We start from the raw sequence: 25482 nt of genomic DNA, 5'->3' as shown, positions 1-25482 counted from the left end.
CGATGTATAAACCCTTATTGACAGCAGATGATATTTACAAAAAAGAATTTAAGACGGGCCTACGCGGTTACGTGATTGAAGAAGTGGATGGATATTTGGATCAAGTCATCAAAGATTACGAAGGATTCGAGCGCGAAATCGAGCGTTTGAAGAAAGAACTAGAAGCAGCAAAAGCGACGGCGCCGAAACCCGAAGAGCGAATCGTTGAGGCGGAAGCCCCAGTGTCTAATCCATCGAATTATGACATGCTACGCCGGATTTCAAATCTTGAAAAAGCTGTTTTTGGACGTCCTCACCAAGAAAATCAATAAACGTCAAGACATCTACTTAAAAAGAAGTGGATGTCTTTTTTTGTTACGAAATTCCCCTGATTTTGAAAGCGCACACCGCTTGTGCAAAAGGATGGTAAACTAACTAATAATACATAGACGTAAGGGGAGACAATATGTTACAGGTGATGGCAAAAAAAATGACACCTCTAGAAGAGCGGCGTTTCTTTTCCTTTAAACGTTCAGTTCCAAGTAAGGTGAACGACTTAGAACTCGTCTGTGATCAAGTGCGACATATTTGTCGGTACGATTGGATGTTATTTGAAAACGTCGAGCTCGACCGCCGCATGAAGATTGAATTTGCCTTAATCGGGCCAAAAGGATTGTTTTTAGTCCTTGTCAATCAAGAGGCTGCTGTATTGCTAAGTGATCAAACCTATCACGTCGAAGACGAGCAACGTGTTCAACGGGTTGAACAACGGCACCCAGTAATAGAGGCACAACGCCTCACGAAACATGTCAGATCACTTTTAAAGGCGGAAGGCGTGTCGATTCCTGTTCACACGATGATAGTATTCAAACAAGCGCCAAAGTTGCGTATGACGCGGGTTAAGTTTCCGATTGGCCAGTCCTTTGCCGCCATCAAGCCATGGATCGCAAGACGACAAGGAACTCCTGTCACGGAGAAAGATCGTAAACAGGTTGCTTTTATACTGGCAAACCATCAAAAATAAGCAACCTCTCAACTTACGGAGAGGCTGCTTATTTTTTAACGTCTTTTTTTAGGTTGAGTGAGAAAACGTTCGACACGGTCGATATCTTCTTTAAGTGCATAAATTGCAACACGATCGGCTAAATCTTTACTGAACCTTCGGAAAAAGATAGAGGTTTTAACACCTCGTTCGAGCCGAACTTCAAAACCGGCATCCGCTAGTAGCTCGTAATCTCGATGAAGCTGTTCGCCTTTTTCTCCAAATTCTTCACCGACGAGGACCCAACGCAAAGACTCTTTTGTGCGACGGGCGACGATGATGATGAACAGAACAACTAGAACGATGATCAAAAAGTATCGTATATTCATAAACTCCATGGATCTTATCACCTCATACCTATCATACGTGCTTACCGGGCATAAAGTAAACGTTCAAGGTAGCGAGAGAAAGGTTTAATCTTCAAGCCTTGCTGACGATAAGCGATGTAGCCGTCTGGACGAATCAAATACAGACCACATTGCTTAATCCCGAACTTCCGTGCGAGTTCTCCCCCCTGGTCGACGACCCCGTCTTCTTTTAGCTCTTGATGAATCGAGACGGTCTCAAACAGGTCCGGATAGGAGTAGGCGAGTTCTTTATAAGGGGTCAGTTCTGATTCATCGGACTGACGCGGTAAAAAGAGCAGCAATAAGAAATTTCGATCAGCGCGACGTAGCAGTAACTCATTTTTTTTCGTCCGCGGATTTACAACTTCGCTGTACGGCATCGGTTCACCCGGTTTCGGTGCAAGTAAGCCAAATCTCCCTTGCGTGACAAACGTATCGGATGGATGATAGTTACTATTCAATTGAGCAATCCGGTTCGTCACGTAATGATGAAGCGGTGTGATTTTTAAACTGTTCCGAATGACTTTTTCTTGCAGAGGTAGTAAAAATGGCACATTGATTTGCAACAATTCAGTCGCAAGGTTCGTCGAACGTAAAATTCCACGTGCCGCTTCCCGCCGTTCCGTACTATAAGAGTCGAGCAACGGGAAACTTGCTTTAAACTCATGTACACACCAAAGCTTCCAGGCTAGATTCATCGCGTCTGCGATTCCCGTATTCATCCCTTGTCCGCCGACAGGCGAGTTGATATGCGCTGCATCACCGATTAAGTAAATCCGGTGGTGACCAAACTTTTCGATGATTCGATTGTGGACACGGAACATGGAATACCAATGGACTTTTTTAAGTTTAAAGGGTACTTTCGCCCGATTTTTAAGAAAGTCTTCAATCGCCGCATGATCCGTCGGCACGACACCGTCCGTTAAATTGCCCGTAATTCGAAATAAGTTTGATTGTAATGGGAACGACTCGATTACTCCATGATCGGAAAAGAAAATATGGACTTCTTCTGACGAAAGCGGCCAGTCGACTTCAATATCAGCAAGCGCCCAAGATTCCTTAAACGACTTGCCACTGAAGGGAAGTCCTAGTTCACGCCGGACGAAGCTGTTCGCACCGTCTGCGCCGACTACGAACGAGGCATCGACTGTCTCGACGACATTGTTTTTTCGAATCGATGCCGTGACGAATGTTGGAAATTGAGCGAAGCCGGTCAACTCGGTATCCCGTTCGACACGATGTCCGTAATCAAGTAGGCGTTGTTCAAGAATTCGTTCCGTTTCACTTTGAGGTAAGAGTGTTACAAATGGGAATGGTGTATTCAAATCCGTAAAATCAAGTTTTGCTTGCCAAGCTCCATTCACATAGAGATTTCCTTGATTAATCTTAATCGCTTCTGCCATCAGTTCCTCGGCAACACCGAGACGGGCAAACAATTCAAGTGAGCGTGCTTGAATACCGATTGCCTTTGAGACGACAGATGGTCCGCTCGCTCGCTCGATGATCCGGAATGTTAAGCCATACCGTGAGAGCGCGAGTGCAAGTGTCAATCCGGTCGGTCCGGCCCCGATAATCAATACATCTATGTTTTTCTTCACGAATAAGCCCCCCTTATTTTACTTCTTAGCCAAAAGTAGCTACCATTAAACTATACACCTAGCGGCTAACCGCAAGAGAGGATGAGTCGGTTGAACGAACAGTTATTTACAGCAGACCGTTTAGTAGCGAATTTCAAAGAGTATATTCGACAAAATGAGGCATATATGACAAAGACACAAGCATTGAATGCGTATTATAAAGTAGTTTCGGGCTCGATTCTTGCAGACCGAATCGCGAAGAACGCCGATTTGATTGTTCGGATGCGTCACTTAGAGGAAGCGTATCAGAGAGTTTCGCAGGAAGGACGATGAATAATCCCGTATTCGATCAAATCAAAGATGTATTCAAATCGACAAGGGACAGCCTTCCGCGGCAAGCAGCAGCAGTTCTTGTCCCGTTAGTCGAACGCGATGGGGAAATCTGCCTCCTCTTTCAAGTGCGGGCAAAAACGTTACGTTCGCAACCCGGAGAGATTTCTTTTCCGGGTGGACGAATCGATGCCGGAGAACAACCGAAAGAAGCGGCAATCCGGGAAACGCGAGAAGAACTCAATGTGACAGTGGAAGAAATTGAAGTCATCGGGACGTTAGAACCGCTCGTGACACCGAACCGCTCCATCATCTATCCATACGTCGGAATCATACAAGCGAATCAAATCGATCCCTCTCCGGATGAAGTCGATCATATTTTTTATGTCCCGTTAAACGCACTGTTGAAAGCGCGTCCGATTGAAGGAGAGATGGAATGGCGAATTCGCCCGGGAAAAGCGGTTCCGACAAGTCGGATGGCGAATCGGGAAGCTTATCTTGATCGGACGTACAAAGTCGTCGAACATTTTTATGAACATGAGGACTACTTGATTTGGGGATTGACGGCAAAGATTCTTCGCCAAGTGTTGAGTATGATTTCACGATACTAGCTTTTTTGTGAGTTCTTTTATATGATTAGTACTATCTGAACGTGTCAGGAGATGATTGAGATGGAAGAAACAGAAGAGTTATTTGATTATATCGTGGGTGATATGGTCAAAACGAAAGAAGGATGGGTCGCGGAAGTTACGGCTGTATTAACAAATACGGTTGTCGGTGATCTCTCGCATACAAAAAACTTTGAATCACTTGGATTCGAATTTGAAAAACAAGTTCTCCTCAAATCAGAGATTGAATTGTTAGAACGTAAAACAAAATAACACGGGACCCGACAACATATTGTCGGGTTTTTTGTTTGATTGAACCACCTCCACCTCCGCTTCGCTTAGAGGTGGAGGCTTCCTGAGCTATTCAATCTATCGGTCGAAAATTGATCAGGCTAACCCCGTCGTCCCGACGGTTGAACGTTAATCTTGCCCGAAGACGATTCATCTCCCATTTACACGAGGAGTTCACCCTGAACGTTTAGAAGTGGGAGATGAATCGTTTGATTTTGAATAAATATTCAAAGCGTGGGTGAAAAGTTATAAACAAATCAGTCATTTGATCGCTGAATCGATTGGATGACCTCAATTTTAAGAATAAATTAACAGAATTTCATGAACAATCGTAATCATTACAAAGACGTTACAAGAATAAAAAGATGACAGAACGGTAACAATCATAGAAATGGCTTGATATCAACGATAAGAGCATATTTTGAAAGCGTGTAACCATTTCGTTACTTTTTGACAGATATATTTCAAATGACCTTTTAGGGTTTTCATCCGCAAATTCATCATGGTAAGGTGTTCGAGCCGTTAAAGGCCGGAAAGGTTGTTTTGAAAGATGAAACTAAAACAGATCGTACTTACAATCATTTTTACTTTTACAGGACTTATTCTTTTACCACATATGCATACGGAAGCCGCACAAATTGGAATCGGGACGGAAAAGAAAATCGTCCAAAATCCGCTCCAGATGAAACGAGAGGCTATTCGATTGGAAAAAGAGAAGCAAGCAGCAAAACGAGCTGAAGAACAGGCGAAACAACGTGCTGCAGAACAGGCAGCGCAACAAGAACGTGAACGCCAGGCGAAAGCCGAGCAGGAAGCAAAGCAAAAAAAGGAAACATTAGAAAAGGCAGAAGCACAGAAAAAACAACAAGCAGAAGACGAAGCGAAACGTAAACAACAGGAAAATCAAAAAGAAGCGGCATCGACTGTCGAACCAAAAAAAGTAGCTGCCAAAAATGAAACTGGTGGGCGCCAAGAGACATTTGAGACGACGGCTTATACGAATGATGCAGCGCTGAATGGTTCATATGATGGAAAAGTTTTAACGGCTTCAGGCTATGATGTTACACATACGATTCATTTTGAAGGCCGACGGATTGTTGCGGTTGATCCAAACGTCATCCCCCTCGGTACGAAAGTGCATGTTGAAGGATTTGGAGATGCGATTGCTCTCGATACGGGAGGCGTCATCCATGGGAAAATCATGGATTTAATGATGGAAACGGAACAAGAAGCAATCAACTGGGGCCGACGTTCGGTCCAAGTTACGATTTACGAATCAGACTAAAAGAGTCATCTCGACCGAACGTTTCGGTCGAGATGGCTCTTTTTTAATGAAATTGCTAAAAAATCAGGTTTTGGAAACACTGATTAAGGGAAATTTTACAAAGATAATAAAACAAATAGGAAACGGAGGGATCATCTGTGATTGAATTTAAAGAAGTCGGAAAAACTTATGCCGACGGAACAAAAGCGGTCCAAAATTTGAATTTTACAGTGGAAGAAGGCGAAATCTTTTGTTTGATTGGTCCATCTGGTTGTGGAAAGACGACGACGATGAAGATGGTCAACCGATTGATTAATCATACAGCAGGTCAGATATGGATTAATGGAGAGCCGATCATGTCGATTGATGAACATGAACTTCGCCGGAAAATCGGCTATGTTCTGCAACAAATTGCACTTTTTCCCCATATGACGATTGAAGAAAATGTCGCTGTCGTTCCGCAGTTGTTAAAGTGGGACAAGAAAAAAGTTGCGAAGCGCGTCGACACATTATTCGAGTTGACGGGTCTTAATGAAAATTTAAAAAAGAAATATCCAAGTGAACTATCGGGTGGACAACAACAACGCGTCGGCGTCATGCGTGCGCTCGCTGCAGAGCAAGATGTCATTCTGATGGATGAACCATTTTCAGCCCTTGATCCGATTTCTCGAGACCAACTTCAAAATGACTTGATTCGATTGAACGGTGAACTCGGTAAAACGATTTTGTTCGTCACCCATGACATGAATGAAGCGTTGAAGCTCGGCAGTCGCATCTGCTTGATGAATGAGGGCGAAATCGTATTTATCGGAACAAAAGAGGAAGTCTTAGCGAGTGACGATCCCTTCATCAAAGAGTTCATGGGACAAGTCAGGGGGACGATATGATGAACGGTTTAGTCGAAACGTTTCAAAATCGAAAAGAAGAATTACTGCAGGCATTAATCGAACATATTCAACTTTCGGTCATTTCGTTATTAATCGCATGTTTGATTGCCATTCCTTTAGGCGTTTACTTATCACGAAATAAAAAAATTAGTGAATGGTCGATTGGTGTGACATCCGTCATCCAAACGATTCCTTCGCTCGCACTACTCGGACTGATGATTCCGCTTGTTGGAATCGGCACACTCCCGTCTGTCATTGCACTTGTTCTATATGCTCTTTTACCAATCGTCCGTAACACGTTTACGGGATTAGCAGAAGTCGACCCTTCAATTAAAGAAGCGGCCCGTGCCTGCGGAATGACACCGACGCAAAGTTTGTTGAAGGTTGAGTTACCGCTCGCTTTACCGGTCATGATGGCTGGTGTTCGGACAGCGATGGTTCTTATCATCGGGACGGCGACGATTGCTGCTTTGATTGGGGCAGGGGGACTCGGATCGATCATCTTGCTCGGAATCGACCGAAATGATAACAATCTCTTATTATTAGGAGCTATCCCGGCAGCCTTACTCGCGTTATTGTTCGATTTTTTATTACGTCAGACGGAAGTCGCCACAAAAAAACGGCAAACGAGCCGGATGGTCGTCGCCCTGGTCTTGATTGCGACACTGATTATCACGCCGTTCGCACTCGGACGGACGGAACAACCTGACTTGGTCGTCGCCGGGAAATTAGGGGTCGAACCAGAAATCTTAATGAACATGTATAAAATCGTCATCGAGGATGAAACGGACTTAAACGTCCAAGTCAAACCGAACTTCGGAAAGACGACGTTCGTCTATAAAGCCTTGCAATCGGGTGATATCGATCTGTACCCGGAATTCACAGGGACGGTCCTTGCTAGCTTAACGAATGAAAAACCGGTCTCAAATGATGCACAAGCGGTTTACGAGCAAGCACGAGATGGATTGGTCAAACAGGACCTCGCGCTTTTACCGCCGATGGACTACAATAACACCTACGCCATCGCAGTTCCGAAAAAAATCGCGGAACGGTATGACTTAAAAACGATTTCCGACATCAAGCGGGTTGCGAGTCAATTAACGGCAGGCTTCACGTTAGAGTTTAAAGATCGTCAAGATGGTTACAAAGGGATTCAAGAAAAATATGGTGTCAATTTTAAAGAAGTCGTGACGATGGAACCGAAATTACGATACAAGGCAATCGAATCAGGAGACATCGAAGTCATCGATGCCTATTCGACCGATCCGGAAATCGCGAAATATGACATGGTCGTCTTGAAAGACGATCAACAACTGTTCCCTCCGTATGAAGGGGCACCTCTGTTGCGCCAAGAGACGCTTGATGAGTACCCGGAAGTCGGGCAAGCATTAAAGAAATTAGATGGAAAAATCACGGATGAAGAAATGTCTAAAATGAATGAAGAAGTCGCCTATGGTGGTAAAACTGCCAACGAAGTGGCAAATAATTATTTGAAGAAAGAAGGAATCATTCAATGAAACTATTGATGATTAGTAACCCTTCCGCCGGGACGAACCGGAGTGGTCTTCTAGAAGATGTTATTAGTCCACTTGCGGAACAATTCAATGAAATCGTCATTAAGCAAACGAGTCGGGCAGGAGATGCACAGGAGTTTGCAGAAGAAGCGGGAGACTTCGATGCCCTTGTCGTCCTCGGTGGTGATGGAACCGTATTTGAAGTCATTAATGGATTAGCCAAACTGGAGACGCGTCCGATTCTTGGCATCGTGCCAGGGGGAACGTGTAACGATTTTGCACGGACACTCGGTTTACCGATGGTGCCGCGTCTTGCTGCAGAGATGATTGCGACCCAACAAATCGTCGAAGTCGATCTTGGACAAGTCAACGATACGTACTTCCTTAATTTTTTGGGTCTCGGATTAATTGCTGAAGCATCAATTGGCATTGATACAGAAGAAAAAGTCCGACTTGGGAAAATGGGGTATTATCTGTCAACCATCCGCTCAAGCTTGGATGCAAAACCGTTTGCCTACGAACTTGAATTAAATGAAGGGCAAAAAATGACAGGAGAAGCCGTTTTGATTTTAGCAGCGAACGGCGAGTCGCTTGGGGGAATTGAAACGAATCTATCGAACGGTGCATACAATGATGGAAAACTGGATTTAGTGATTGTCGATGAAGTCAACTTAGCGACAATCCGTGACGTGATCCTTCAAAAAATCGGACTAGCAAACGACCCATCTTTCACGCACATCTTAACGAGTGGTTTTACCTTAAAAACGGATTCTCCGAAAGTCATCGATACGGATGGTGAGAAGGCGCTGAACTCGCCTGTCGAGGTGAAGGTCTTACCGGAATTCTTAAAAATGTACGCTGGACAAAATCGTAAACTAAATCGAACTTAACAAGATTGTATCAGGAGAGACAAAAAAGATTCGAAGAAGAATCCATGTCTCTCCTTTTTTAGTGTATAAGCTTTTTGTTTTAATACAAACATGCGAATATGCGGTTATGCTTTGACGCTTTAAAGAAAATGTTTGATAAAGGATGACTTCTTGATTTAACTTTTGTACAATAAGGAAGTATTTTTGAAAAGGAGGTGGAGTACCATGAAAAGCAATGCATGGGCTTCAAAAGTTGGGTTTATCTTAGCAGCAGCAGGATCAGCGATTGGACTCGGTGCGATATGGAAGTTTCCATATACGACAGGAACGAATGGTGGAGGCGCTTTTTTACTACTATTTTTAGTGTTCACCTTGCTCCTCGGTCTCCCGGTATTGATTGCAGAATTTTTAATCGGTCGAACGAGTGGAAAAACGGCGTTGCGCGCTTTCGAAGAGTTGGGTCATAAGAAATTCACCTTTATTGGCGTGTTAGGTGTCATCACCTGTTTCTTACTCTTATCCTTTTACAGCGTCATCGGGGGATGGGTATTAATTTATACGGTTCTTGGTTTTTCCGGAAATTTGACTTCCATGAGTGGGGATCAGTTAGGAGAACTCTTCGGAACGATATCCGCCTCTCCACTCTATGCGATTTTAGGCCAAGTCGTATTCCTCATCATTACGGGATTAATCGTCTTGCGAGGTGTTCAGTCGGGAATTGAAAAAATGAGTAAAATCTTGATGCCATTATTATTCCTTTGTTTCATTATATTAGTGAGTCGGTCATTGACCCTTGAAGGTGCAAGTGAAGGGGTTCGTTTCTTCATCGAACCGGATTTCTCAGCACTGAACCGGACATCGGTCCTGAGTGCGCTCGGACAAGCCTTCTTTTCATTATCGCTCGGCGTCTCCGCAATGTTGACGTATGCCTCGTATATGAAAGAGCGTGGTCAAATCAATCGGTCAGCAGGATGGATCGTCTCTTTAAACATCGTCGTATCACTACTAGCCGGATTCGCGATCTTCCCAGCGGTCTTCGCTTCAGGTCTTGATCCTGCTGAAGGTCCTTCACTCTTATTCATCGTGTTACCAACAGTATTCAGCCAAGTCCAATTTGGAACAGTCTTCTTAACGTTGTTTTTCTTACTCTTTGCTTTCGCGTCGATCACTTCTTCAATCGCGATGCTAGAAGTTGTGGTTTCATCGATTACTGATCGAAAAGAAGATGCGACCGTCCAAAATAAGAAACGTAATACGATTATTACGACAATCCTTGTCGCAATAGTAGGTGTTCCATCAGCACTCTCCTTTGGAGTCGCGAGCGACATCATGTGGTTCGATAAGACAATTTTTGATTGGATGGATTTCCTCGTATCGAATATTTTGATGCCAATCGGTGCACTCTTGATTTCAATATTTGCTGGATTTAAACTTGATCGGGCGATTGTCGAACGTGAGCTAGCGACAGGTCCCCTGTTAAAACGAATGATTCCATTTTGGCGCTTTAGTGTATGCTACTTGAGTCCGCTCGCCATTTTAATCATTCTGATTTGGCCACTCGTATTCTCTTAAATGTTTGATTGAATCAGAATATGATTACGAGCACTAGCTTTCGTTTTGATTAACGGAAGCTAGTTTTTTTGATGAAAGTGATTTTTGAATAATCGAAAAATCTTATGCGTATATGTTACTCAAGAAAAGTAAAAAGTAAAAAGTAGATGCAATCCATTCAGCATCGTACATCTAGAGACGGATGCGGCCGGTGAAAGATTATGGTGAAATAAAGAGTAGAGAGGACTAACATTTATCGAAAACGGGAAACTTTTTGTTAAGACATCCGTAATGGTAAGATATAAGAAACAGTAGATTCATTCATGACACAAATAGATGGAGTCAATAGAAAGAGGGGATGACATGAAATCTTCTACATGGTGGATTTTCGGATCGATTGGTTTGATGTTCGTATTTCTTCAGATAGCAGATACGTTAAACTTTTCCGGAATCTTCGTAGCACTCGGTTTATGGTTCATTTGGAGCGGTTACCGGGCGAAACCCGGGAAGCGGTACCGGACAGAACGAAAATCAACAGAGATAAAACGACAAAATGTCAAAAAGAAATTGTTACTCGATGATGATGATCAATTTGTCGGAAGCGTCATCTTAAAGCCTGAACAAGCGACGCGCAGATTTGATGAAACGGATGATTTGGAGTTGCAAGTCTTGCAACGGACCGTCGAAGAAGGTTTCGTAAAGTTACAGGCATTCGATGGCATTATCCCATCGATCCGAGACAGCGAAGTACGTTCAGATATGCGAATCGTCTCGCGCGAAGCACATGTTTTATTTGAAGAATTATTTAATGCACCACGTGAAGTAAAAAAAGTACGCGACTTCTTCACGTTTTATCTCGATTCCTTATTATCGATTTCAGAAAAATTCGCAGATTTAGAACGACGTGGGGCTCAAGTGCAATTTGATACACGCGAACAACTGCAAGCGAACTTGAAGATGATTGCTCAAAAATTAAAACAACACCAATCCTTGTTGTTAGAAGGAGATACGGTCGACTTAGAGCGTGAACTTTTAACGATTGAAAAAGTTTTGGCACAAGAATCGGAACAAAGAAAACAGGAGGAGAGTTATAAACATGACCCATTCTGATAACAATTCATGGCAAGAGTGGCCGGACGAATCCAAAACAGAGGAACAGGCACAACCAACGATTTCTGATCCATCAGTTGACCTGAATCTTGCGGAAACACCAAAACACCGGACGCCAGTTCGTCCGGTTGAAGAAATGATTCCAAGTGACGTTCCAGCTGAACAGCGTCAAAAAATCGAACGTTTACTTCAAGTGATTGATTTGAATAAATCCGATGCCGTCATGCAATTTGGAGCACCGGTTCAACGGGAACTCTCGCAATTTTCAGATCAAGTGTTAAGCGAAGTCAAAATGAAAGATGGTGGCGACGCCGGAAAACTGTTGTCGGATTTAATGCAACGTGTCCGTCAAATGGACCCGGATTCGTTACAAGAAAAGAAAAGCTTTTGGTCAAACGTTCCCGTCATCGGACGGGCGAAGAAAAAAGCGGAGACCTACTTCTTACAATATGAAAAGATGAGTGCTTATTTAGAAGAGGTCGTTCATAATTTAGATCGTTCGAAGTTCGGCTTAATGAAAGACATTACGTTACTTGATCAAATGTATCAAAAAAATCGACGTTACTTCGAGGAACTAAATCTTTACATCGCAGCGGGTGAGACGAAGATTGCACACGTCAGAGAAAATGAGATCGAACCGCTTCGGACAGAAGTCGAGGTTTCACGTGACCAGACGAAACTACAAGAATTAAATGATTTGATTCAATTGACGGACCGGTTCGAGAAAAAAATTCACGACTTAAAGTTATCACGTACGATCAGTCTTCAAATGGCACCGCAAATCCGTGTCATTCAGCAGAATAACCAGATTCTTGCTGAAAAAATTGAATCTGCAGTCGTCAATACGATTCCACTTTGGAAAAACCAAGTCGTCCTCTCACTCAGTCTGTCTAGGCAAAAGAGTGCTTTGCAGATGCAAAAGGATGTTACAAGTACGACGAATCAATTGCTCGAACAAAATTCACGTCTCTTAAAAGATTCATCGATTGAAATCGCAGAAGAGAATGAAAAAGGAATCGTATCGGTCGAATCGTTAAAAGTTGCGCATCAAAATTTAATCGAGACGCTTGATGAGACACTGCGGATTCAACAAGATGGGAAGCAGAAACGTCGCGATGCAGAGCATGAGTTAGAGCGGATGGAAAATGAATTAAAACAAAAAGTCATTGAAGTCGCTTCGAAAAGTCGCGAATTACCAAATCAACGATACTAAGGGACACGTTTACGTGTTCCTTCGTATTGTTTAAGGAGTGAACGTTATGGATCCGAAACAAGAGAAATGGGATACGACCTGGTTACTGTTTGCGCAGATGATGGCAGAACGTCATTCGAAATGTGCCTCGAAGTCTGTCGCATGCGTCATCGTCAAGGATGAAAAGCCAATTTCGATTGGAATCAATGGAACACCGAGTCAGCATGTGAACTGCAACGAAATTTTTTTAAAGCAACACGGGGTTTTCTATAAATCAATCAATGAAAATGTGTTGGAATCTGATACTACTATACATAATGGCGAAGTTTTTTATCGTTGTAATAACCAACAAGAACATCATGAATGGTCAAAGCAACATGAAATTCATGCGGAGATTAATGCGTTAGGAAAACTTGCTGCGGATTCGACGAGTGCGCGTCATGCGACGGCTTATGTCACGCATAGTCCGTGTCACGCATGTAGTTTAGCTTTAATCGCTTCAAAAATTGATCGCGTCGTCTATACGACGGGTTATGAATACGGCGATGGATTAAACTTGATGCGCCAAAGCGGGATTGAAGTCGTACATTTGCCATTAACAGAACAATATTTTCTTGAGAAAATTTTAGATAAAGGCTTGTAAACGCTTCCATTGCATTGTATGATGAAATCAAGCATTGCCATGGTAATTATTCACTCTTCCATTCGGGTTGATTTCTAACGAGATCAACCCACTTTTTTTGAAAATCAATTGACAGAACCTCCAATATCTGTGATGATGATTATAGAATATGACGAAGCGGAATGCCGCATTTTCATAATATACACCTTTCAAGGAGCTGGAATGCCAGGTCGTTGAAAAAAAGTCCTGACTCACTCGAGTCAGGACTTTTTTTAATGAGAGTAGGTGACGCGGGTTGACTCTTGTAGTCGACGTGCCCGAATCGAACACTTTTGTGCTGCTGCACCACGCAGAACACGTTGTAGCCGTTGGCAAATGATATCGACTTGGGTCTGATGGAGAAAAAGTTTTTGGATGAGACGCGCGAAGATGGCATCGTATGAAGACAATTGTCTTTTGATTGCATTTGGTGTCATACTGTTCAGTTCTGCGGTGCTAAATCCCGCATCACTACTGAAAGCGGACAAGACGAGTAACTTGACGAGGTTGGATTGAACGTCGAGTCCGGCATGCTGTACTTGAATACAACATAAGTGGAGCTCCTGTTCGATTAAAGCCTGTAAAGGTGATTCATCTTTAGCCGTTATGCCATAGGCGACGACGGCCTGCCTCAGTTGAGCACGTGTTGCTGGATCGACTGTATCTCGCGCTGTGCGCATCACGACATCATAACTTGAAGAGAGTGAGCGAAGCATCATGAAAGTCCTCCTTAATTGGAAGTATTGTACATATGCATTCATCATAGCTGATTAAGTAAACGCTTACAATCATTCTTTTGTTTTGTACAGGTGGTGAGCGACTTTGATATGATGGACAATAGAGATGAGAGGAGTGATTCGGAAATGATTCGCTTATTTAAAGCAATTCCAGAGCAACAGATGCCACCTTACCTTGGGGATGAATTTGTGGTTGACGTATCAAATGCGTCAGGCGGCTTTTTGATTGAACGTCACGTTCCGGGAGAACAAATCGAAGAGACACTTTTAGTCGCTTCTGCGGAAATCAGAACGAGTCAGACAGGGCGTGAATGGTTACAGTTTACATTCAATTCATCGAGTGGTTCTTGTAAAGGAAAACAATGGTTGAATCAAGGAACGGCGGAAGAGGCGATGCGTCCTTATCTAGAGACGCGGATCGTCCACGTTACTGCCAAGGTCGAGGAATATCCCGTCGACTCAGGTAATAAGTCGTTGACTGTTCAACGCGTCAAGGCCGTCCATGATGTCGCTGGAACGACATTGTTACCTCAGATGCCGATGGAAGAGTCTGCGAGCGATTATCGGGATCAATTGATTGGCCTAGTCGAGCAAATGCAACAACCTTACCGCCAGATTGCCCTGCGTTGTCTAAACTTGTATTGGGATGATTTTTCGACGAGACCAGCGGCATTGTTCCATCACCATGCCTATATTGGTGGGTTGATGAAGCACACTGCTTGTATGATGACGATCGCGGCAGGAATCTGTCAATCGGAGCGACCTTATTTGACGTTACTCCAGTGTATTCAAGAAGCAGAAGCTGATCATAAAAACGATTTATTTCAAGCTCCTGAGCGAGCGACACGTCAATTTGCCTGGGACGATAGCTTCGATTCTCTTTATCAGGCGGCACGGTCGATTACGCTTCTCGATCAAGAACCGAATCAGGATGAACTCTTGTTAGGTGTCTTGTTGCATGACATCGGAAAGATTTGGGAGTATAATCATCTCGGCGCAACACCAAGTCGCTTCACGGACTTACTGCAAGTCGATGCGGCAGAGGAAACGTTATCCGGTATTGCGATTGATCCGCTTGGAAGTCTAGTCGGACATATGCCATTCGGCTGTTTTGTGTTCGAACGCGCGTTGCGTGACGAGGCACTCCGGATTCCGTTAGACATGCATCATCGGATGATGCATCTCATCTTATCGCATCATGGAAAAAAAGAATGGGGTTCAAGTGTCACACCACAAACAACGGAAGCCTGGTATTTGCATGCGATTGATTTACTGGACGCACGAAAAGAGAAATGGCGAACGGCACAACTGCTGTAAGGAGTGAAAGTTATGCAAGAACGAATTAAAACGACATTGATTACGGGTTTTTTAGGAGCGGGAAAAACGACACTGTTGAATCATATTGTCTCCCATCCAACCGAAAAGGTGGCGCTGCTCGTCAATGAGGTAGGATCAGTCCATATCGATGAAGCTTTGATTGAACGAAGTGACGAAGAGATGATTGAATTGACGAATGGATGCATCTGCTGTTCGATTCGTGGCGATTTACGAGAGGCGTTATTACGGATTGCTAAAAAACGACGCGCAGGTGAGATGGTGTTCAATCGTTTATTGATTGAAACGACAGGAATTGCTGATCCGGGCCCAATCCTCCAAACATTCTACTTTGAACCGGCAATTGAACAACAATATCAACTCTCGAGCGTCATCACGGTCGTCGACGCGTACCATCTCGAACGAGAATTGACGTTTGAAGAGAATGTCAGACAAATTGGATTTGCCGATGTTTTGTTACTGAATAAAGTGGATTTGGTACCGGATGCTGCACGAACCGACATCATCGCCCGGCTCGAAGTCTTGAATCCAACGGCACATATCATTCCGACAGTCGAGTCACGTGTCGAGGTAGCAAATTTATTTGAAACGTTCCATTTTCCAAAAGCGGAAGAAGAACGTTTATTACAACAAGATGATCGCTTCGAACGAGCGGCAGATTCGTTCACGGCATTGACGATTACGGAAGTGCAGCCGTTGAATCGGAATCGTTTCGGCGCCGTTTTGCGTGAAGTACTCGAAGCCTATGCGGAAGATTTATACCGCTATAAAGGAATCATTCATTTCGCGGATACGGATCAAAAGACGATTCTTCAAGGCACCGGAATGATTTACGGAACAGCAGTACGTGGAATGTTCGAGCAAGAGAAACAAACGACGCTAGTTTTCATTGGAAAAAATTTAGATGAACAAGCAATCCGAAAAGGTGTAAAGGCGGCGATTGAACATGGTTGAAATGTATTTTGATGGGGCTGTTCGGCCATCGAATGATGACGCGACGGTAGGAATCTTCTGTAAGAATTCCGCAGGAGAAGTCATCGAACGAACGTTTCGGATTACCGCGGTCAACAATCATGAAGCGGAATTCCAGGCGTTTGCACGAGCGGTCGAATTAGCGGAAGAGTTATTGAACGCAGGAGAAAGTGTCTTTTCGTTCCGGACGGACTCGGAAGCAGTTTCGTTAGCGGTCGAACGCGAGTTCGCCAAGAACAAGCGCATTCAAGTTTATTTTGATCCGGCATTCGAACGGTATTCACAATTACCACTGGCATTCGTCAAGTGGATTCCGCGGTCTGAAAATAAAGCGGACCGCGTGGCACGTGAAGCATTAAATGAGTTTTAATTTAAAAACGACCTGTTTGTCCGAGTAACTCGGTGCAATCAGGTCGTTTTTCTGATATTACAAATCAGGAGCGGCTTTTTCGATTAAGACTTGATCGATGCGACGTCCATCCAAATCAACGACTTCAAAACGATAATCGGCGATCATGACGTGACTGCCACGCTGTGGAAATTCGCCGAGTGTATATAAAATCAGTCCAGCTACCGTATGATACGCATTCTGGACTTCACCCGGGAGTGGTGTCGTCAAACCGAGCGTTCGTTTCAAATCATCGATATGCAACAATCCGTCTGCTAAATAGGAGCCATCACTTCGCATGATCAGCTCTGGTTCTTCCTCGATCGTTGAAATTTCTCCGACGAAGGCTTCCAATATATCAAATAATGTTATCATTCCTAAAAAACCACCGTATTCATCGAGGACAAAGGCAATCGAGACGGTTTCTTTCCGCATCCGCTCGAGTAAGTCTGTTGCTTTAAGCTGTCGAGGGACAATAAGCGGTGTCTGGATGTAGCGTTCAATCGTCAAGGCGGGAGTATCGGATGCTAAGACTTCTTTCGCATCGATATAGCCCACAAAATGATCCAAATCATCGTGTCCGACGGGCAAATTCCGGTGCTTCGCCCGACGTAAATCATTTAAGATTTGTTCAGGTGAATCGTTTAAATCAATCCACTCCGTGACGGTCCGGGGTTCCATTAATTCATAGGCGTATTGATCGTGGAACGCAAAGACACGAGAGACTTGTTCGGCTTCCGAATCTGCAAAGATTCCTTCCTGAGCACCACGAATCAACAACTGTTTCACTTCATCTTCTGTCTCATCTTCGCTTTCGAGACGATCGAGGCCAATCAATCGGAAAATGCCACTCGTCGACTTACTCAAAATGTAGATGAACGGACGAAGGAGTGTTGAAAAAAAACGCATCGGTTGGGCGAGCCACATCGTGACACGTTCCGGACTGACGAGAGCAATCCGTTTCGGGACCAATTCACCGATGACAAGTGAAATATACGTGATGATTGTGACGACGAAAATATATCCGAGCGTACTGGCATAGGCTTCAAGCCAAGAAAATTGACCGAGCCAGCGGATGACAGGTTGCGATAAAGCGGCACCGCCAAACGCGCCGTTGACGATTCCAATCAAAGTGATGCCGACTTGGACCGTCGATAGTAAATCCGTCGGACGATCTAAAAAATCAAGTGCGATTTGGGCTGATTTTTTTCCTTCATCCGCATACTGTTGCAGTTTCTGGCGTTTTGAAGACAACAGCGCAAGTTCGGTCATTGCAAAAATCCCGTTTGCGACGATTAAAAGTAAGACAATCGTCAGATTGATAAACCACATACTGCATTCACTCCTTTTCGATTAACAAACTATTCCCCAAACAACGCTCTATCATTCCCATTCAACGTTTTTTCCGTTAAACTGATAAGGTGTAAGATGAAAAAAAGGGGGAAACAACAATGGAATATCGTTTAGAGCGAGACACGATGGGGGAAATTCGTGTTCTGGATTCAAAGGAATGGGGCGCACAAACACAACGGAGTTTAGAGAACTTTAAAATCGGTACAGAAAAGATGCCAATCGAAATTATTCGTGCCTTTGCCGTCTTAAAAAAAGGCGCAGCGTTAGCCAATCGAGACCTCGGTGTACTCGACCGGGAAAAGGCAGACGTGATTGCAGAAGTTTGTGACGAGATCATCGCGGGGCAATTCGATGAGGAGTTTCCACTGGTCGTGTGGCAGACGGGGTCCGGCACACAATCGAACATGAACGTCAACGAAGTGATTGCACGCGTTGGGACACGTAAGTTACAAGAACGTGGCAGCGACTTGACGATTCATCCGAATGATGACGTCAATAAATCACAAAGTTCAAATGATACATATCCGACGGCCATGCACATCGCAGCCAAAACGGTCGTCATTGATGACTTGTTCCCGGCGATTGAAGCCATTCATGCGACGCTTGACGAAAAAGCGAAGGCATTTTCGGACATCGTCAAGATTGGACGGACACATTTACAAGACGCGACACCGATTACACTCGGTCAGGAAATCAGCGGTTGGGTCCGCATGCTCGACTTATCGAAAAAAATGATTACGTTGACGCTTGATCCATTGACGGAACTCGCGATTGGAGGAACGGCTGTCGGGACAGGGATCAATGCGCACCCAGAGTTCGGGGACCGGGCTGCTGAAAAAATGAGTCAAGAGACAGGAAAAGCATTCGTCAGCGCTGAGAACAAATTTCATGCCTTGACGAGCCATGACCAGCTTGTCTTCGCGCATGGTGCCATTAAAGCGCTCGCGATGGACGCGATGAAAATCGCCAATGATGTCCGCTGGCTCGCGTCAGGTCCACGAGCAGGAATTGGTGAAATCACGATTCCTGAAAATGAGCCGGGTAGTTCAATCATGCCAGGGAAAGTCAATCCGACACAGAGTGAAGCGTTGACGATGGTCGCGGCACAAGTGCTTGGAAATGATGCGACGATTGGATTTGCTGCGAGCCAGGGAAACTTTGAGCTGAATGTCTTCAAACCGGTCATTATGTATAATTTCATTCAGTCCGTTCGTCTGTTGACGGACGCGCTCCATTCATTCAACGACCACTGCGCAGTTGGTATCGAGCCGGAACGAGCAGTCATCGATGAAAATGTAGAGCGCTCGCTCATGCTCGTCACAGCCTTAAATCCACACATCGGGTATGAAAATGCAGCGAAGATTGCAAAAGCTGCACATAAGAATGGAACGACGTTAAAAGAAGCGGCATTGGCGACAGGATTATTGACAGAAGAACAATATGACTCCTGGATTGTTCCAGCCGATATGATTAGTCCGAATTTAAAGGCTTAATTTGAAAGTGAGGGTGCCTCCCTCGCTTTCTCTTCACTCGAAGCAACACTGCTTCGGTTGTAGAGAAAGAGGGGGAGGATGTTTTGAGAAATAAACAAATGCAGTTGGAGAAACAAATCAATCAGACGATTCTGATGGTAGAACGTTTATTGCGGATGGAATCCGTCCCGACAGCGGAATTACTAGTGTTCGCCAGTTGGCTTGAGCGGCTCGGTCAACAAGAAAGCATGGAGTTCTTTGCGCGACAAGCGACGCGGCTTGAACAAGAACTTCCTTCAGAAGAAAAGACGATTGGTCATGAGGTGGTAAAACTTCAATTACGACCTGTCATCGACTATTTATCTGCATATGGTCGTAAAAAAATGGTCCGAAAAGAATTAATCGTCTCAATCACGAAACGGTTTCTTGATAATGTCCAGTGGAAAAAGGCGTTAGAAAACGAACGTTACATGACCCGTTTTTTTGGATCAGTCGAAGATATGCTTGAGGTCGGTTACGATTTACCGACGGATGCATTGTTGATTGACTATGAACTTATCCGGGCTTCAAAAAAGGTACAGCTAGATAAGTTAATCAAAAAATTAGAGGCGACGTTCACCCCTTTGATTATTATCGGAGAGGAAAATCAACAGACGCGTCAATATTGTTACCAGCTCGGAGCAGATGATTACTGGGATGAAACGGTGACGCTCATCGAACGACAAATCCGGTTGAAACGGCTACTACATAAGCTGCGAATTGTCTCATCTACGATTCTTGTTGATGAACTGACCGGGGCGTTCAATCGTAAATACTTACAGAATGCTTTTCAACGGCGTGTGTCACGCCTTGCGCGTGACGGTCAATTATTTGCACTGGCAATCTTTGATCTCGATCATTTTAAGCGGATTAACGATTTACACGGACATCCGACAGGGGATCTCGTGCTATCTGAGCTTGCATCTTTAACGAAACAAGCAATTCGCCAAGAGGATGAAATGATTCGATTTGGTGGAGAGGAATTCATGTTGCTCTTTAGTACAGAGCATGTGGAAGCTGCCTGTGTAACGATGGGGAAAGTTCGGGAACGAATCGAACGGCATACATTTCCTAACGGTCTAAAGGTCACTGTTTCAATCGGTGTAACGCTTGTCTCTCAACCATCGTTCGACCTTGAAGAGATGACATCCGAAGCAGATGAAGCACTTTATCAAGCTAAACGAAAAGGACGGAACCGTGTCGTGGCGTACTCGGTCGCAACGGAAAAAGAAAAGATTGAAGGCTTGATAAAAATTGACGGAATGCCTTTGCAGAACTTGAGTCAGCTTGACGTACCGGAGCATCCAAAATATCATTTCCGTGTGTTACCATACGAGGATCCGGCAGAGGCTGTAATGCAACTTAACTTTGTTCCGTTATCTATGATTGCGGAAGCGGATTTCCGTCTGCTCGATCAATGGAAACACGAACGCGAACATACGATTGAAACGATTGTTACTGTCATGGAGGAAAGTACGTTGCTTGGAGAAGCATTACAACGGGGTGTCGTCGATTACTGTCTACTTCCCCTTGAATCGAATCAAATCGAAGAACAGATTCGGCAATGGGTGCTTCGTTTATCATGATGAATAGTGTAAAAAAAACGTCCTCTTCCTTAGTTTAAGGAGGAGGACGTTGGAGTTTACAGACCTAAGTTACTTTATTTAAAGACTGACGATTAAAAGAATCCTGTTATCATTCCTGTTCATAACATTTTATCGAGAATGCGAATGTATTTTCTTTGTTAGCCGGATAAAATGCTTCTTCTAATAAAGTGAAGTGCGAAGGGATGGAGGGATAAAAAACATCCCCGTCGATCTCGGCTTCAATTTCGGTCACGTAGAGACGTTTCGCAACTGGCAAGGTTTGACGGAACAGTTCGCCGCCCCCAATCAAAAAGACTTCTTCTTCTGAATTAATCATGGCAGGGAGTGAATCGAGATTGTACCAAATCGTGACACCGTCTGCTTGAAACTGTTCATCCCGCGTAACGACGATATTTTGTCGCCCGGGTAACGGACGTCCGATTGATTCAAAAGTCTTTCGCCCCATGATGATCGGTTTGCCAAGTGTCACGCGTTTAAAATGAGCGAGGTCAGCTGGAAGATGCCAAGGCATCTCATTGTCACGACCGATGACACGATTTTTCGTATAGGCGACGATATGTGAAATCATACGGCGACGACTCCTTTAATGTGTGGATCAGGATCATACCCTTCGATGATGATATCTTCGAAACGGAAGTCCTCAATTCGAGTCACTTCGCGGGCGAAACGGAGCCGTGGGAGTGGTTTGGGCGTCCGACTCAATTGAAGATTGACTTGATCCATGTGATTGGAGTAGATATGTGCATCTCCTAACGTATGGACAAAATCCCCGACTTCGAGTTTGCAGACATGTGCGACCATATGTGTCAATAAGGCGTATGACGCGATATTAAACGGTACTCCTAAAAAGACGTCTGCCGAACGCTGGTAGAGCTGACAAGAAAGTTTGCCGTCGGCGACGTAGAATTGAAACAAGAGGTGGCACGGCGGTAACGCCATCTCGTCTACTTGTCCCGGATTCCAGGCGCTGACGATGAGGCGGCGAGAATCTGGATTTGTTTTGATTTGCTCGATGACATTTGCGAGTTGATCAACTGTCGTTCCGTCTGGCTTAGGAAAGGAACGCCATTGTGCTCCGTAAACCGGGCCTAGATTCCCGTCTTCGTCTGCCCACTCATTCCAAATTCGAACTCCGTTTTCTTGTAGGTAAGCAATGTTCGTGTTCCCAGAAATGAACCAAATCAATTCATGGATGATTGATTTCATATGTAATTTCTTCGTCGTGACCATCGGAAACCCGTCCTTAAGCGGGAACCGCATTTGATGACCGAAGATGCTCGTCGTCCCGGTTCCCGTCCGATCTTCTTTTTTTGTCCCGTTCGTTAGAATTTCATGGCATAGGTCGTGATATTGTTTCATTTGCAAAACTCCCCCTCTAACTCTCTATTCCCTTATTGTATCTGAAATCAGGAAGATGAGCTAGAGACGTGACGGCGAAAGAGATAGCTGAACAGTCCGAATAGCGGGAGGAAATCGCGCCACATCAACTTTTTTTCATCGCGTGAGCGAATGCGGTATAACATAAAAATTTGTAAAATATAAAACATCACGAGGTCGACGGCCATCGTTCGGACGAACTGATTCGTCATGAAGTAAAGCAAGAAAATCGACCAGTCGGAACGGGCTAACGCAATCCAGATGATGCACGCTGAAAGGACAGCTAACAGAGGAACGGCAATCAATATCCAAGTGCGCCGACGAAACGGAAGAAATGTCTGTCGCGGAATGGCGAGTGCGAGGTAAGGCATCAAAACAAACGATCCGAGGACGAAGGCGCCGATACTTGCTAACATCGGTGAAGGTTTTAAAAATCGTTTTTCGTCTAAGAACATCATAAAGAATGCAAGCGGATAAATGCCTAGCAGTGTAAACAGGCTCAGGGCTGACGTATCAAATTGACTTTGATCAAACCGAAGAAAAGAAAATAAAAAACCGTCCGGAAAAACACGATTGTTTCCGAAGGATAAAATAAAGACGATAGCGACAATCCAAATTAAAAATAAAAAATAACGACGATACACGATGAAACGCCTCCCTTCTCAAATTATTTTCCTCAATCAGTATACTTTAAACATCAAAAGTCTGTGGAAACGGATGTAAAGGTACTGTTTAAAATATTGGAATTCACTTGTTTTAAGTCAAAATGACATGGTACGATGGCGATGAAGTCGTTGGAAGCGCTTAACCGAAATGTGCAAGCGTTTGCCTAAAGCAATCATGGAGGAGTGATGACAAAGTATGGAACAAAAATGGTGGCATGATAGTGTTGTCTATCAAATTTATCCGCGTAGCTTTAATGATTCGAATGGGGATGGAATCGGGGACCTCGTCGGAATCATTGAAAAACTGGATTACTTAAAATTACTCGGGATTGACGTCATCTGGTTGAGCCCGGTCTATGATTCGCCGAATGATGACAATGGATATGATATTCGTGATTATGAAGCGATCATGAATGAGTTCGGGACGATGAATGATTTTGATCAATTGCTTGATCAAGCGCACGCACGTGGAATTAAGATTGTCATGGATTTAGTCGTCAATCATTCTTCAGATGAGCACGCTTGGTTCGCAGAATCACGAAAAAGTAAAGACAATCCGTATCGGGACTATTATATTTGGCGGGCAGCGAATGACGATGGTACATTGCCGAACAATTGGGGCTCAATCTTCTCCGGCCCAGCGTGGGAGTTAGATGAAGCGACGAATGAACATTACTTACACCTCTTCTCGAAGAAACAACCGGATCTGAACTGGGAAAATGAACAATTGCGTCATGAAATTTATGCGATGATTACGCGCTGGTTAGACCGTGGAATCGATGGGTTCCGAATGGATGTCATCAACTTGATTTCGAAAACTCCAGGCCTGCCGGATGCGGATGTTGCACCGGGGGCATTGTATGGCGACGGGGGACAACACTACGTCAATGGTCCGCGGATTCATGAATACTTAAAAGAGATGAACGATGCGTCGTTCGGGAATTATGATGTCCTGACCGTCGGGGAAATGCCAGGGGCGACGACGGAAGATGCGATTTTATATACGGATCCAGCGCGTGATGAGGTCAACATGGTCTTTACGTTTGAACACATGGATTTAGATTCAGGTCCAGGTGGAAAGTGGGACGTCTTACCGTTCGACTTACAAAAATTAAAGGACAATTTCACGAAATGGCAAGTCGCGTTACACGACAAAGGCTGGAACTCACTCTATTGGAACAATCATGATCAACCGCGTGTTGTCAGTCGCTTCGGAAATGATACGACGTACCGGGTCGAGTCGGCGAAGATGCTCGCGACGTTGTTACACTTGTTAAAAGGAACACCGTACATCTATCAAGGAGAAGAAATCGGGATGACCAATGTCGCCTTCGAGACAATTGAAGAGTATGAAGACATCGAGATTCGGAACATGTGGAAGGAACGGATGGCCCAAGGAGCAAATCCTGAAGCATTACTGCAGGCAGTCCACCAAAAAGGACGCGATAATGCACGGACACCAATCCAGTGGAATGCAGAGCAGCATGGAGGCTTTACGACAGGAACACCGTGGTTGAAAGTCAATCCAAATTATCGTGAAATTAATGTCGAACGGGCGTTAGAAGATCCGAATTCGATTTTTTATTACTATAAGAAGCTGATTCAATTGCGTCATGAACACGATTTGGTCGTCTACGGGAAGTATGCGTTGCTCGAAACGGCTAATGATATCTATGCGTATTCGCGGACTTATGAAGGAGAAACGTGGTACGTGTACTGTTCGTTTGCAGAAGAGGAGACAACAGTCGAGGTCGCGCACGATACCACGGATATCATAATTGGAAACTATGCCACTGCCCCAACGAATACAGATCAAGAAGTCGTTTTGCGTCCATATGAAGCGGTTGTCTATCGAACGGAATAAAAAAACAGCCCTTTTCTCATTGAGAAAGGGGCTGTTTCATCACACTTAACGTTCATTTTTAGCGATATGTTTGACAGCTTGAACAATCGATTCACGGTCTTGTTTAGTCGTGTGTAGATGTAGTCCGTATAACCGCTCCGTTCCAATCCACTTTTCGTGTAACAGTTGCCCTTCAATTTTTAAAGGTTCCGTATTGGCAAGCAACGAAAACTCGACGATGATTGTTGTCGTTTTCTGTAAAGGTAACTTGAGTGGGGTCGTGATGGCGATACCACTTGGAGAAATATTATGGATGTGCATCAATCCAGCTGGTGTGCGGCGTCCGTCTTTAACGAGGTAAAACTCACCTGTGATCGGTTCTTTAAAGGTATAGCGAAAAGGTTCATTCCGTTTGATTTTCAATCATACCACCTCCCACTTACCATTATCCGTTAATTCAATAAAATCTTCC

General features: G+C 44.3%; 27 protein-coding genes. 19 read left to right on the top strand and 8 right to left on the bottom strand.

Annotated features, from left to right (window positions below; translation table 11 throughout):
- Nucleotides 1–2 precede the first annotated feature (2 nt).
- Nucleotides 3–311, top strand: a complete 309-nt coding sequence (gene gpsB / locus KNP94_RS05300) for a cell division regulator GpsB (RefSeq protein WP_088837303.1) — start codon at nucleotides 3–5, stop codon at nucleotides 309–311.
- A 134-nt stretch (nucleotides 312–445) separates the two neighbouring features.
- Nucleotides 446–1003 (top strand): nuclease-related domain-containing protein, encoded by a 558-nt coding sequence (locus KNP94_RS05295; RefSeq protein ID WP_088837302.1) that lies wholly within the window; start codon nucleotides 446–448, stop codon nucleotides 1001–1003.
- A 35-nt stretch (nucleotides 1004–1038) separates the two neighbouring features.
- Here the strand turns inward: KNP94_RS05295 and KNP94_RS05290 are convergent, their stop codons facing one another.
- Both KNP94_RS05290 and KNP94_RS05285 read right to left on the bottom strand, forming a co-directional pair.
- Nucleotides 1039–1359 carry a hypothetical protein gene (locus KNP94_RS05290; protein WP_088837301.1) on the bottom strand — a complete coding sequence of 107 codons (321 nt, stop codon included), beginning with the start codon at nucleotides 1357–1359 and terminating at the stop codon, nucleotides 1039–1041.
- Between the two features lie 32 nt (nucleotides 1360–1391).
- On the bottom strand, nucleotides 1392–2966 hold the full coding sequence (locus KNP94_RS05285; RefSeq protein WP_088837300.1) for an FAD-dependent monooxygenase: 1575 nt from the start codon (nucleotides 2964–2966) through the stop codon (nucleotides 1392–1394).
- 90 nt (nucleotides 2967–3056) lie between these two features.
- Between KNP94_RS05285 and yvfG the strand changes: the two genes are divergently transcribed.
- The 11 genes from yvfG to KNP94_RS05230 all read left to right on the top strand — a co-directional run bounded on the left by yvfG (nucleotide 3057) and on the right by KNP94_RS05230 (nucleotide 13204).
- Nucleotides 3057–3278, top strand: a complete 222-nt coding sequence (yvfG, locus tag KNP94_RS05280) for a protein YvfG (RefSeq protein WP_029330575.1) — start codon at nucleotides 3057–3059, stop codon at nucleotides 3276–3278.
- Nucleotides 3275–3886 carry an NUDIX hydrolase gene (locus KNP94_RS05275; protein WP_215115389.1) on the top strand — a complete coding sequence of 204 codons (612 nt, stop codon included), beginning with the start codon at nucleotides 3275–3277 and terminating at the stop codon, nucleotides 3884–3886. The genes yvfG and KNP94_RS05275 overlap by 4 nt, the downstream gene beginning before the upstream one ends.
- A gap of 60 nt (nucleotides 3887–3946) precedes the next feature.
- Nucleotides 3947–4156 (top strand): hypothetical protein, encoded by a 210-nt coding sequence (locus KNP94_RS05270; RefSeq protein WP_029330566.1) that lies wholly within the window; start codon nucleotides 3947–3949, stop codon nucleotides 4154–4156.
- A 568-nt stretch (nucleotides 4157–4724) separates the two neighbouring features.
- Nucleotides 4725–5459, top strand: coding sequence for a 3D domain-containing protein (locus KNP94_RS05265; protein WP_215115388.1), 735 nt, complete (start codon nucleotides 4725–4727; stop codon nucleotides 5457–5459).
- Between the two features lie 137 nt (nucleotides 5460–5596).
- Nucleotides 5597–6325, top strand: a complete 729-nt coding sequence (locus KNP94_RS05260; RefSeq protein ID WP_215115387.1) for an ABC transporter ATP-binding protein — start codon at nucleotides 5597–5599, stop codon at nucleotides 6323–6325.
- Nucleotides 6325–7842 carry an ABC transporter permease/substrate-binding protein gene (locus KNP94_RS05255; RefSeq protein ID WP_215115386.1) on the top strand — a complete coding sequence of 506 codons (1518 nt, stop codon included), beginning with the start codon at nucleotides 6325–6327 and terminating at the stop codon, nucleotides 7840–7842. Before KNP94_RS05260 ends, KNP94_RS05255 begins: the two co-directional genes overlap by 1 nt.
- Entirely contained in the window at nucleotides 7839–8729 is an 891-nt protein-coding gene (locus KNP94_RS05250; protein WP_214804460.1) for a diacylglycerol/lipid kinase family protein, read from the top strand. Before KNP94_RS05255 ends, KNP94_RS05250 begins: the two co-directional genes overlap by 4 nt.
- A 204-nt stretch (nucleotides 8730–8933) precedes the next feature.
- Nucleotides 8934–10280, top strand: a complete 1347-nt coding sequence (locus KNP94_RS05245) for a sodium-dependent transporter (protein WP_088837295.1) — start codon at nucleotides 8934–8936, stop codon at nucleotides 10278–10280.
- Between the two features lie 342 nt (nucleotides 10281–10622).
- On the top strand, nucleotides 10623–11369 hold the full coding sequence (locus KNP94_RS05240; protein ID WP_088837294.1) for a 5-bromo-4-chloroindolyl phosphate hydrolysis family protein: 747 nt from the start codon (nucleotides 10623–10625) through the stop codon (nucleotides 11367–11369).
- Nucleotides 11356–12582 (top strand): toxic anion resistance protein, encoded by a 1227-nt coding sequence (locus KNP94_RS05235; protein ID WP_214891983.1) that lies wholly within the window; start codon nucleotides 11356–11358, stop codon nucleotides 12580–12582. Before KNP94_RS05240 ends, KNP94_RS05235 begins: the two co-directional genes overlap by 14 nt.
- Before the next feature lie 46 nt (nucleotides 12583–12628).
- Nucleotides 12629–13204, top strand: coding sequence for a deoxycytidylate deaminase (locus KNP94_RS05230; protein ID WP_088837293.1), 576 nt, complete (start codon nucleotides 12629–12631; stop codon nucleotides 13202–13204).
- A 251-nt stretch (nucleotides 13205–13455) separates the two neighbouring features.
- Here KNP94_RS05230 and KNP94_RS05225 read toward each other — a convergent pair whose 3' ends face one another.
- The gene (locus KNP94_RS05225) at nucleotides 13456–13941 is read right to left on the bottom strand and encodes a hypothetical protein (RefSeq protein WP_215115385.1); all 486 of its coding nucleotides are present in this window, start codon (nucleotides 13939–13941) and stop codon (nucleotides 13456–13458) included.
- Nucleotides 13942–14085: 144 nt separating this feature from the next.
- Here KNP94_RS05225 and KNP94_RS05220 point away from each other — a divergent pair, with 144 nt between their 5' ends.
- The 3 genes from KNP94_RS05220 to KNP94_RS05210 are packed head-to-tail and all read left to right on the top strand — an operon-like array spanning nucleotide 14086 to nucleotide 16636.
- On the top strand, nucleotides 14086–15276 hold the full coding sequence (locus KNP94_RS05220; RefSeq protein WP_214891981.1) for an HD domain-containing protein: 1191 nt from the start codon (nucleotides 14086–14088) through the stop codon (nucleotides 15274–15276).
- Nucleotides 15277–15288: 12 nt separating this feature from the next.
- On the top strand, nucleotides 15289–16248 hold the full coding sequence (locus KNP94_RS05215) for a CobW family GTP-binding protein (protein ID WP_214845111.1): 960 nt from the start codon (nucleotides 15289–15291) through the stop codon (nucleotides 16246–16248).
- A complete protein-coding gene (locus tag KNP94_RS05210; RefSeq protein ID WP_029330538.1) occupies nucleotides 16241–16636 on the top strand; it encodes a ribonuclease HI family protein in 396 nt (131 codons plus the stop codon). Before KNP94_RS05215 ends, KNP94_RS05210 begins: the two co-directional genes overlap by 8 nt.
- A 57-nt stretch (nucleotides 16637–16693) precedes the next feature.
- On the opposite strand, the gene KNP94_RS05205 is transcribed toward KNP94_RS05210, so the two are convergent.
- Complete coding sequence (locus KNP94_RS05205) at nucleotides 16694–17986, bottom strand: hemolysin family protein (protein WP_214765092.1); 1293 nt, start codon at nucleotides 17984–17986, stop codon at nucleotides 16694–16696.
- A 119-nt stretch (nucleotides 17987–18105) separates the two neighbouring features.
- On the opposite strand from KNP94_RS05205, the gene fumC reads away from it, so the two are divergent.
- Nucleotides 18106–19500 (top strand): class II fumarate hydratase, encoded by a 1395-nt coding sequence (fumC, locus tag KNP94_RS05200; RefSeq protein WP_088837288.1) that lies wholly within the window; start codon nucleotides 18106–18108, stop codon nucleotides 19498–19500.
- A gap of 83 nt (nucleotides 19501–19583) precedes the next feature.
- Nucleotides 19584–21104 carry a GGDEF domain-containing protein gene (locus KNP94_RS05195; RefSeq protein WP_214891975.1) on the top strand — a complete coding sequence of 507 codons (1521 nt, stop codon included), beginning with the start codon at nucleotides 19584–19586 and terminating at the stop codon, nucleotides 21102–21104.
- A gap of 109 nt (nucleotides 21105–21213) precedes the next feature.
- Here KNP94_RS05195 and KNP94_RS05190 read toward each other — a convergent pair whose 3' ends face one another.
- From KNP94_RS05190 to KNP94_RS05180, 3 genes are read right to left on the bottom strand one after another with little or no spacing between them, the layout of a single operon-like run.
- Nucleotides 21214–21693: a dihydrofolate reductase gene (locus KNP94_RS05190; RefSeq protein ID WP_214891973.1), complete on the bottom strand. Its 480-nt coding sequence runs from the start codon at nucleotides 21691–21693 to the stop codon at nucleotides 21214–21216.
- On the bottom strand, nucleotides 21690–22484 hold the full coding sequence (locus KNP94_RS05185) for a thymidylate synthase (protein WP_088837281.1): 795 nt from the start codon (nucleotides 22482–22484) through the stop codon (nucleotides 21690–21692). The genes KNP94_RS05190 and KNP94_RS05185 overlap by 4 nt, the downstream gene beginning before the upstream one ends.
- 47 nt (nucleotides 22485–22531) lie before the next feature.
- Nucleotides 22532–23146: a hypothetical protein gene (locus KNP94_RS05180; protein ID WP_088837280.1), complete on the bottom strand. Its 615-nt coding sequence runs from the start codon at nucleotides 23144–23146 to the stop codon at nucleotides 22532–22534.
- A gap of 217 nt (nucleotides 23147–23363) precedes the next feature.
- Between KNP94_RS05180 and KNP94_RS05175 the strand changes: the two genes are divergently transcribed.
- Entirely contained in the window at nucleotides 23364–25031 is a 1668-nt protein-coding gene (locus tag KNP94_RS05175) for a glycoside hydrolase family 13 protein (protein WP_215115384.1), read from the top strand.
- A 45-nt stretch (nucleotides 25032–25076) separates the two neighbouring features.
- On the opposite strand, the gene KNP94_RS05170 is transcribed toward KNP94_RS05175, so the two are convergent.
- Nucleotides 25077–25433: a PilZ domain-containing protein gene (locus KNP94_RS05170; RefSeq protein ID WP_088837278.1), complete on the bottom strand. Its 357-nt coding sequence runs from the start codon at nucleotides 25431–25433 to the stop codon at nucleotides 25077–25079.
- Nucleotides 25434–25482 lie beyond the last annotated feature (49 nt).

This window comes from Exiguobacterium sp. s80 (assembly GCF_018618725.1).
Lineage (GTDB): Bacteria > Bacillota > Bacilli > Exiguobacteriales > Exiguobacteriaceae > Exiguobacterium_A > Exiguobacterium_A oxidotolerans.
This window is presented reverse-complemented; position numbering and strand designations above follow the sequence as displayed.

What these genes read in the sequence shown, in the direction of transcription:
- KNP94_RS05240 (WP_088837294.1), top strand. Translation starts at nt 10,623, where the DNA reads ATGAAATCTTCTACATGGTGGATTTTCGGATCGATTGGTTTGATGTTC.
- KNP94_RS05230 (WP_088837293.1), top strand. Translation starts at nt 12,629, where the DNA reads ATGGATCCGAAACAAGAGAAATGGGATACGACCTGGTTACTGTTTGCG.
- KNP94_RS05220 (WP_214891981.1), top strand. Translation starts at nt 14,086, where the DNA reads ATGATTCGCTTATTTAAAGCAATTCCAGAGCAACAGATGCCACCTTAC.
- KNP94_RS05255 (WP_215115386.1), top strand. Translation starts at nt 6,325, where the DNA reads ATGAACGGTTTAGTCGAAACGTTTCAAAATCGAAAAGAAGAATTACTG.
- KNP94_RS05270 (WP_029330566.1), top strand. Translation starts at nt 3,947, where the DNA reads ATGGAAGAAACAGAAGAGTTATTTGATTATATCGTGGGTGATATGGTC.
- KNP94_RS05275 (WP_215115389.1), top strand. Translation starts at nt 3,275, where the DNA reads ATGAATAATCCCGTATTCGATCAAATCAAAGATGTATTCAAATCGACA.
- KNP94_RS05205 (WP_214765092.1), bottom strand. Translation starts at nt 17,986, where the DNA reads ATGTGGTTTATCAATCTGACGATTGTCTTACTTTTAATCGTCGCAAAC.
- KNP94_RS05290 (WP_088837301.1), bottom strand. Translation starts at nt 1,359, where the DNA reads ATGGAGTTTATGAATATACGATACTTTTTGATCATCGTTCTAGTTGTT.
- KNP94_RS05235 (WP_214891983.1), top strand. Translation starts at nt 11,356, where the DNA reads ATGACCCATTCTGATAACAATTCATGGCAAGAGTGGCCGGACGAATCC.
- KNP94_RS05295 (WP_088837302.1), top strand. Translation starts at nt 446, where the DNA reads ATGTTACAGGTGATGGCAAAAAAAATGACACCTCTAGAAGAGCGGCGT.
- KNP94_RS05225 (WP_215115385.1), bottom strand. Translation starts at nt 13,941, where the DNA reads ATGATGCTTCGCTCACTCTCTTCAAGTTATGATGTCGTGATGCGCACA.
- fumC (WP_088837288.1), top strand. Translation starts at nt 18,106, where the DNA reads ATGGAATATCGTTTAGAGCGAGACACGATGGGGGAAATTCGTGTTCTG.
- KNP94_RS05210 (WP_029330538.1), top strand. Translation starts at nt 16,241, where the DNA reads ATGGTTGAAATGTATTTTGATGGGGCTGTTCGGCCATCGAATGATGAC.
- KNP94_RS05265 (WP_215115388.1), top strand. Translation starts at nt 4,725, where the DNA reads ATGAAACTAAAACAGATCGTACTTACAATCATTTTTACTTTTACAGGA.
- KNP94_RS05245 (WP_088837295.1), top strand. Translation starts at nt 8,934, where the DNA reads ATGAAAAGCAATGCATGGGCTTCAAAAGTTGGGTTTATCTTAGCAGCA.
- KNP94_RS05215 (WP_214845111.1), top strand. Translation starts at nt 15,289, where the DNA reads ATGCAAGAACGAATTAAAACGACATTGATTACGGGTTTTTTAGGAGCG.
- KNP94_RS05190 (WP_214891973.1), bottom strand. Translation starts at nt 21,693, where the DNA reads ATGATTTCACATATCGTCGCCTATACGAAAAATCGTGTCATCGGTCGT.
- KNP94_RS05185 (WP_088837281.1), bottom strand. Translation starts at nt 22,484, where the DNA reads ATGAAACAATATCACGACCTATGCCATGAAATTCTAACGAACGGGACA.
- gpsB (WP_088837303.1), top strand. Translation starts at nt 3, where the DNA reads ATGTATAAACCCTTATTGACAGCAGATGATATTTACAAAAAAGAATTT.
- KNP94_RS05250 (WP_214804460.1), top strand. Translation starts at nt 7,839, where the DNA reads ATGAAACTATTGATGATTAGTAACCCTTCCGCCGGGACGAACCGGAGT.
- KNP94_RS05175 (WP_215115384.1), top strand. Translation starts at nt 23,364, where the DNA reads ATGGAACAAAAATGGTGGCATGATAGTGTTGTCTATCAAATTTATCCG.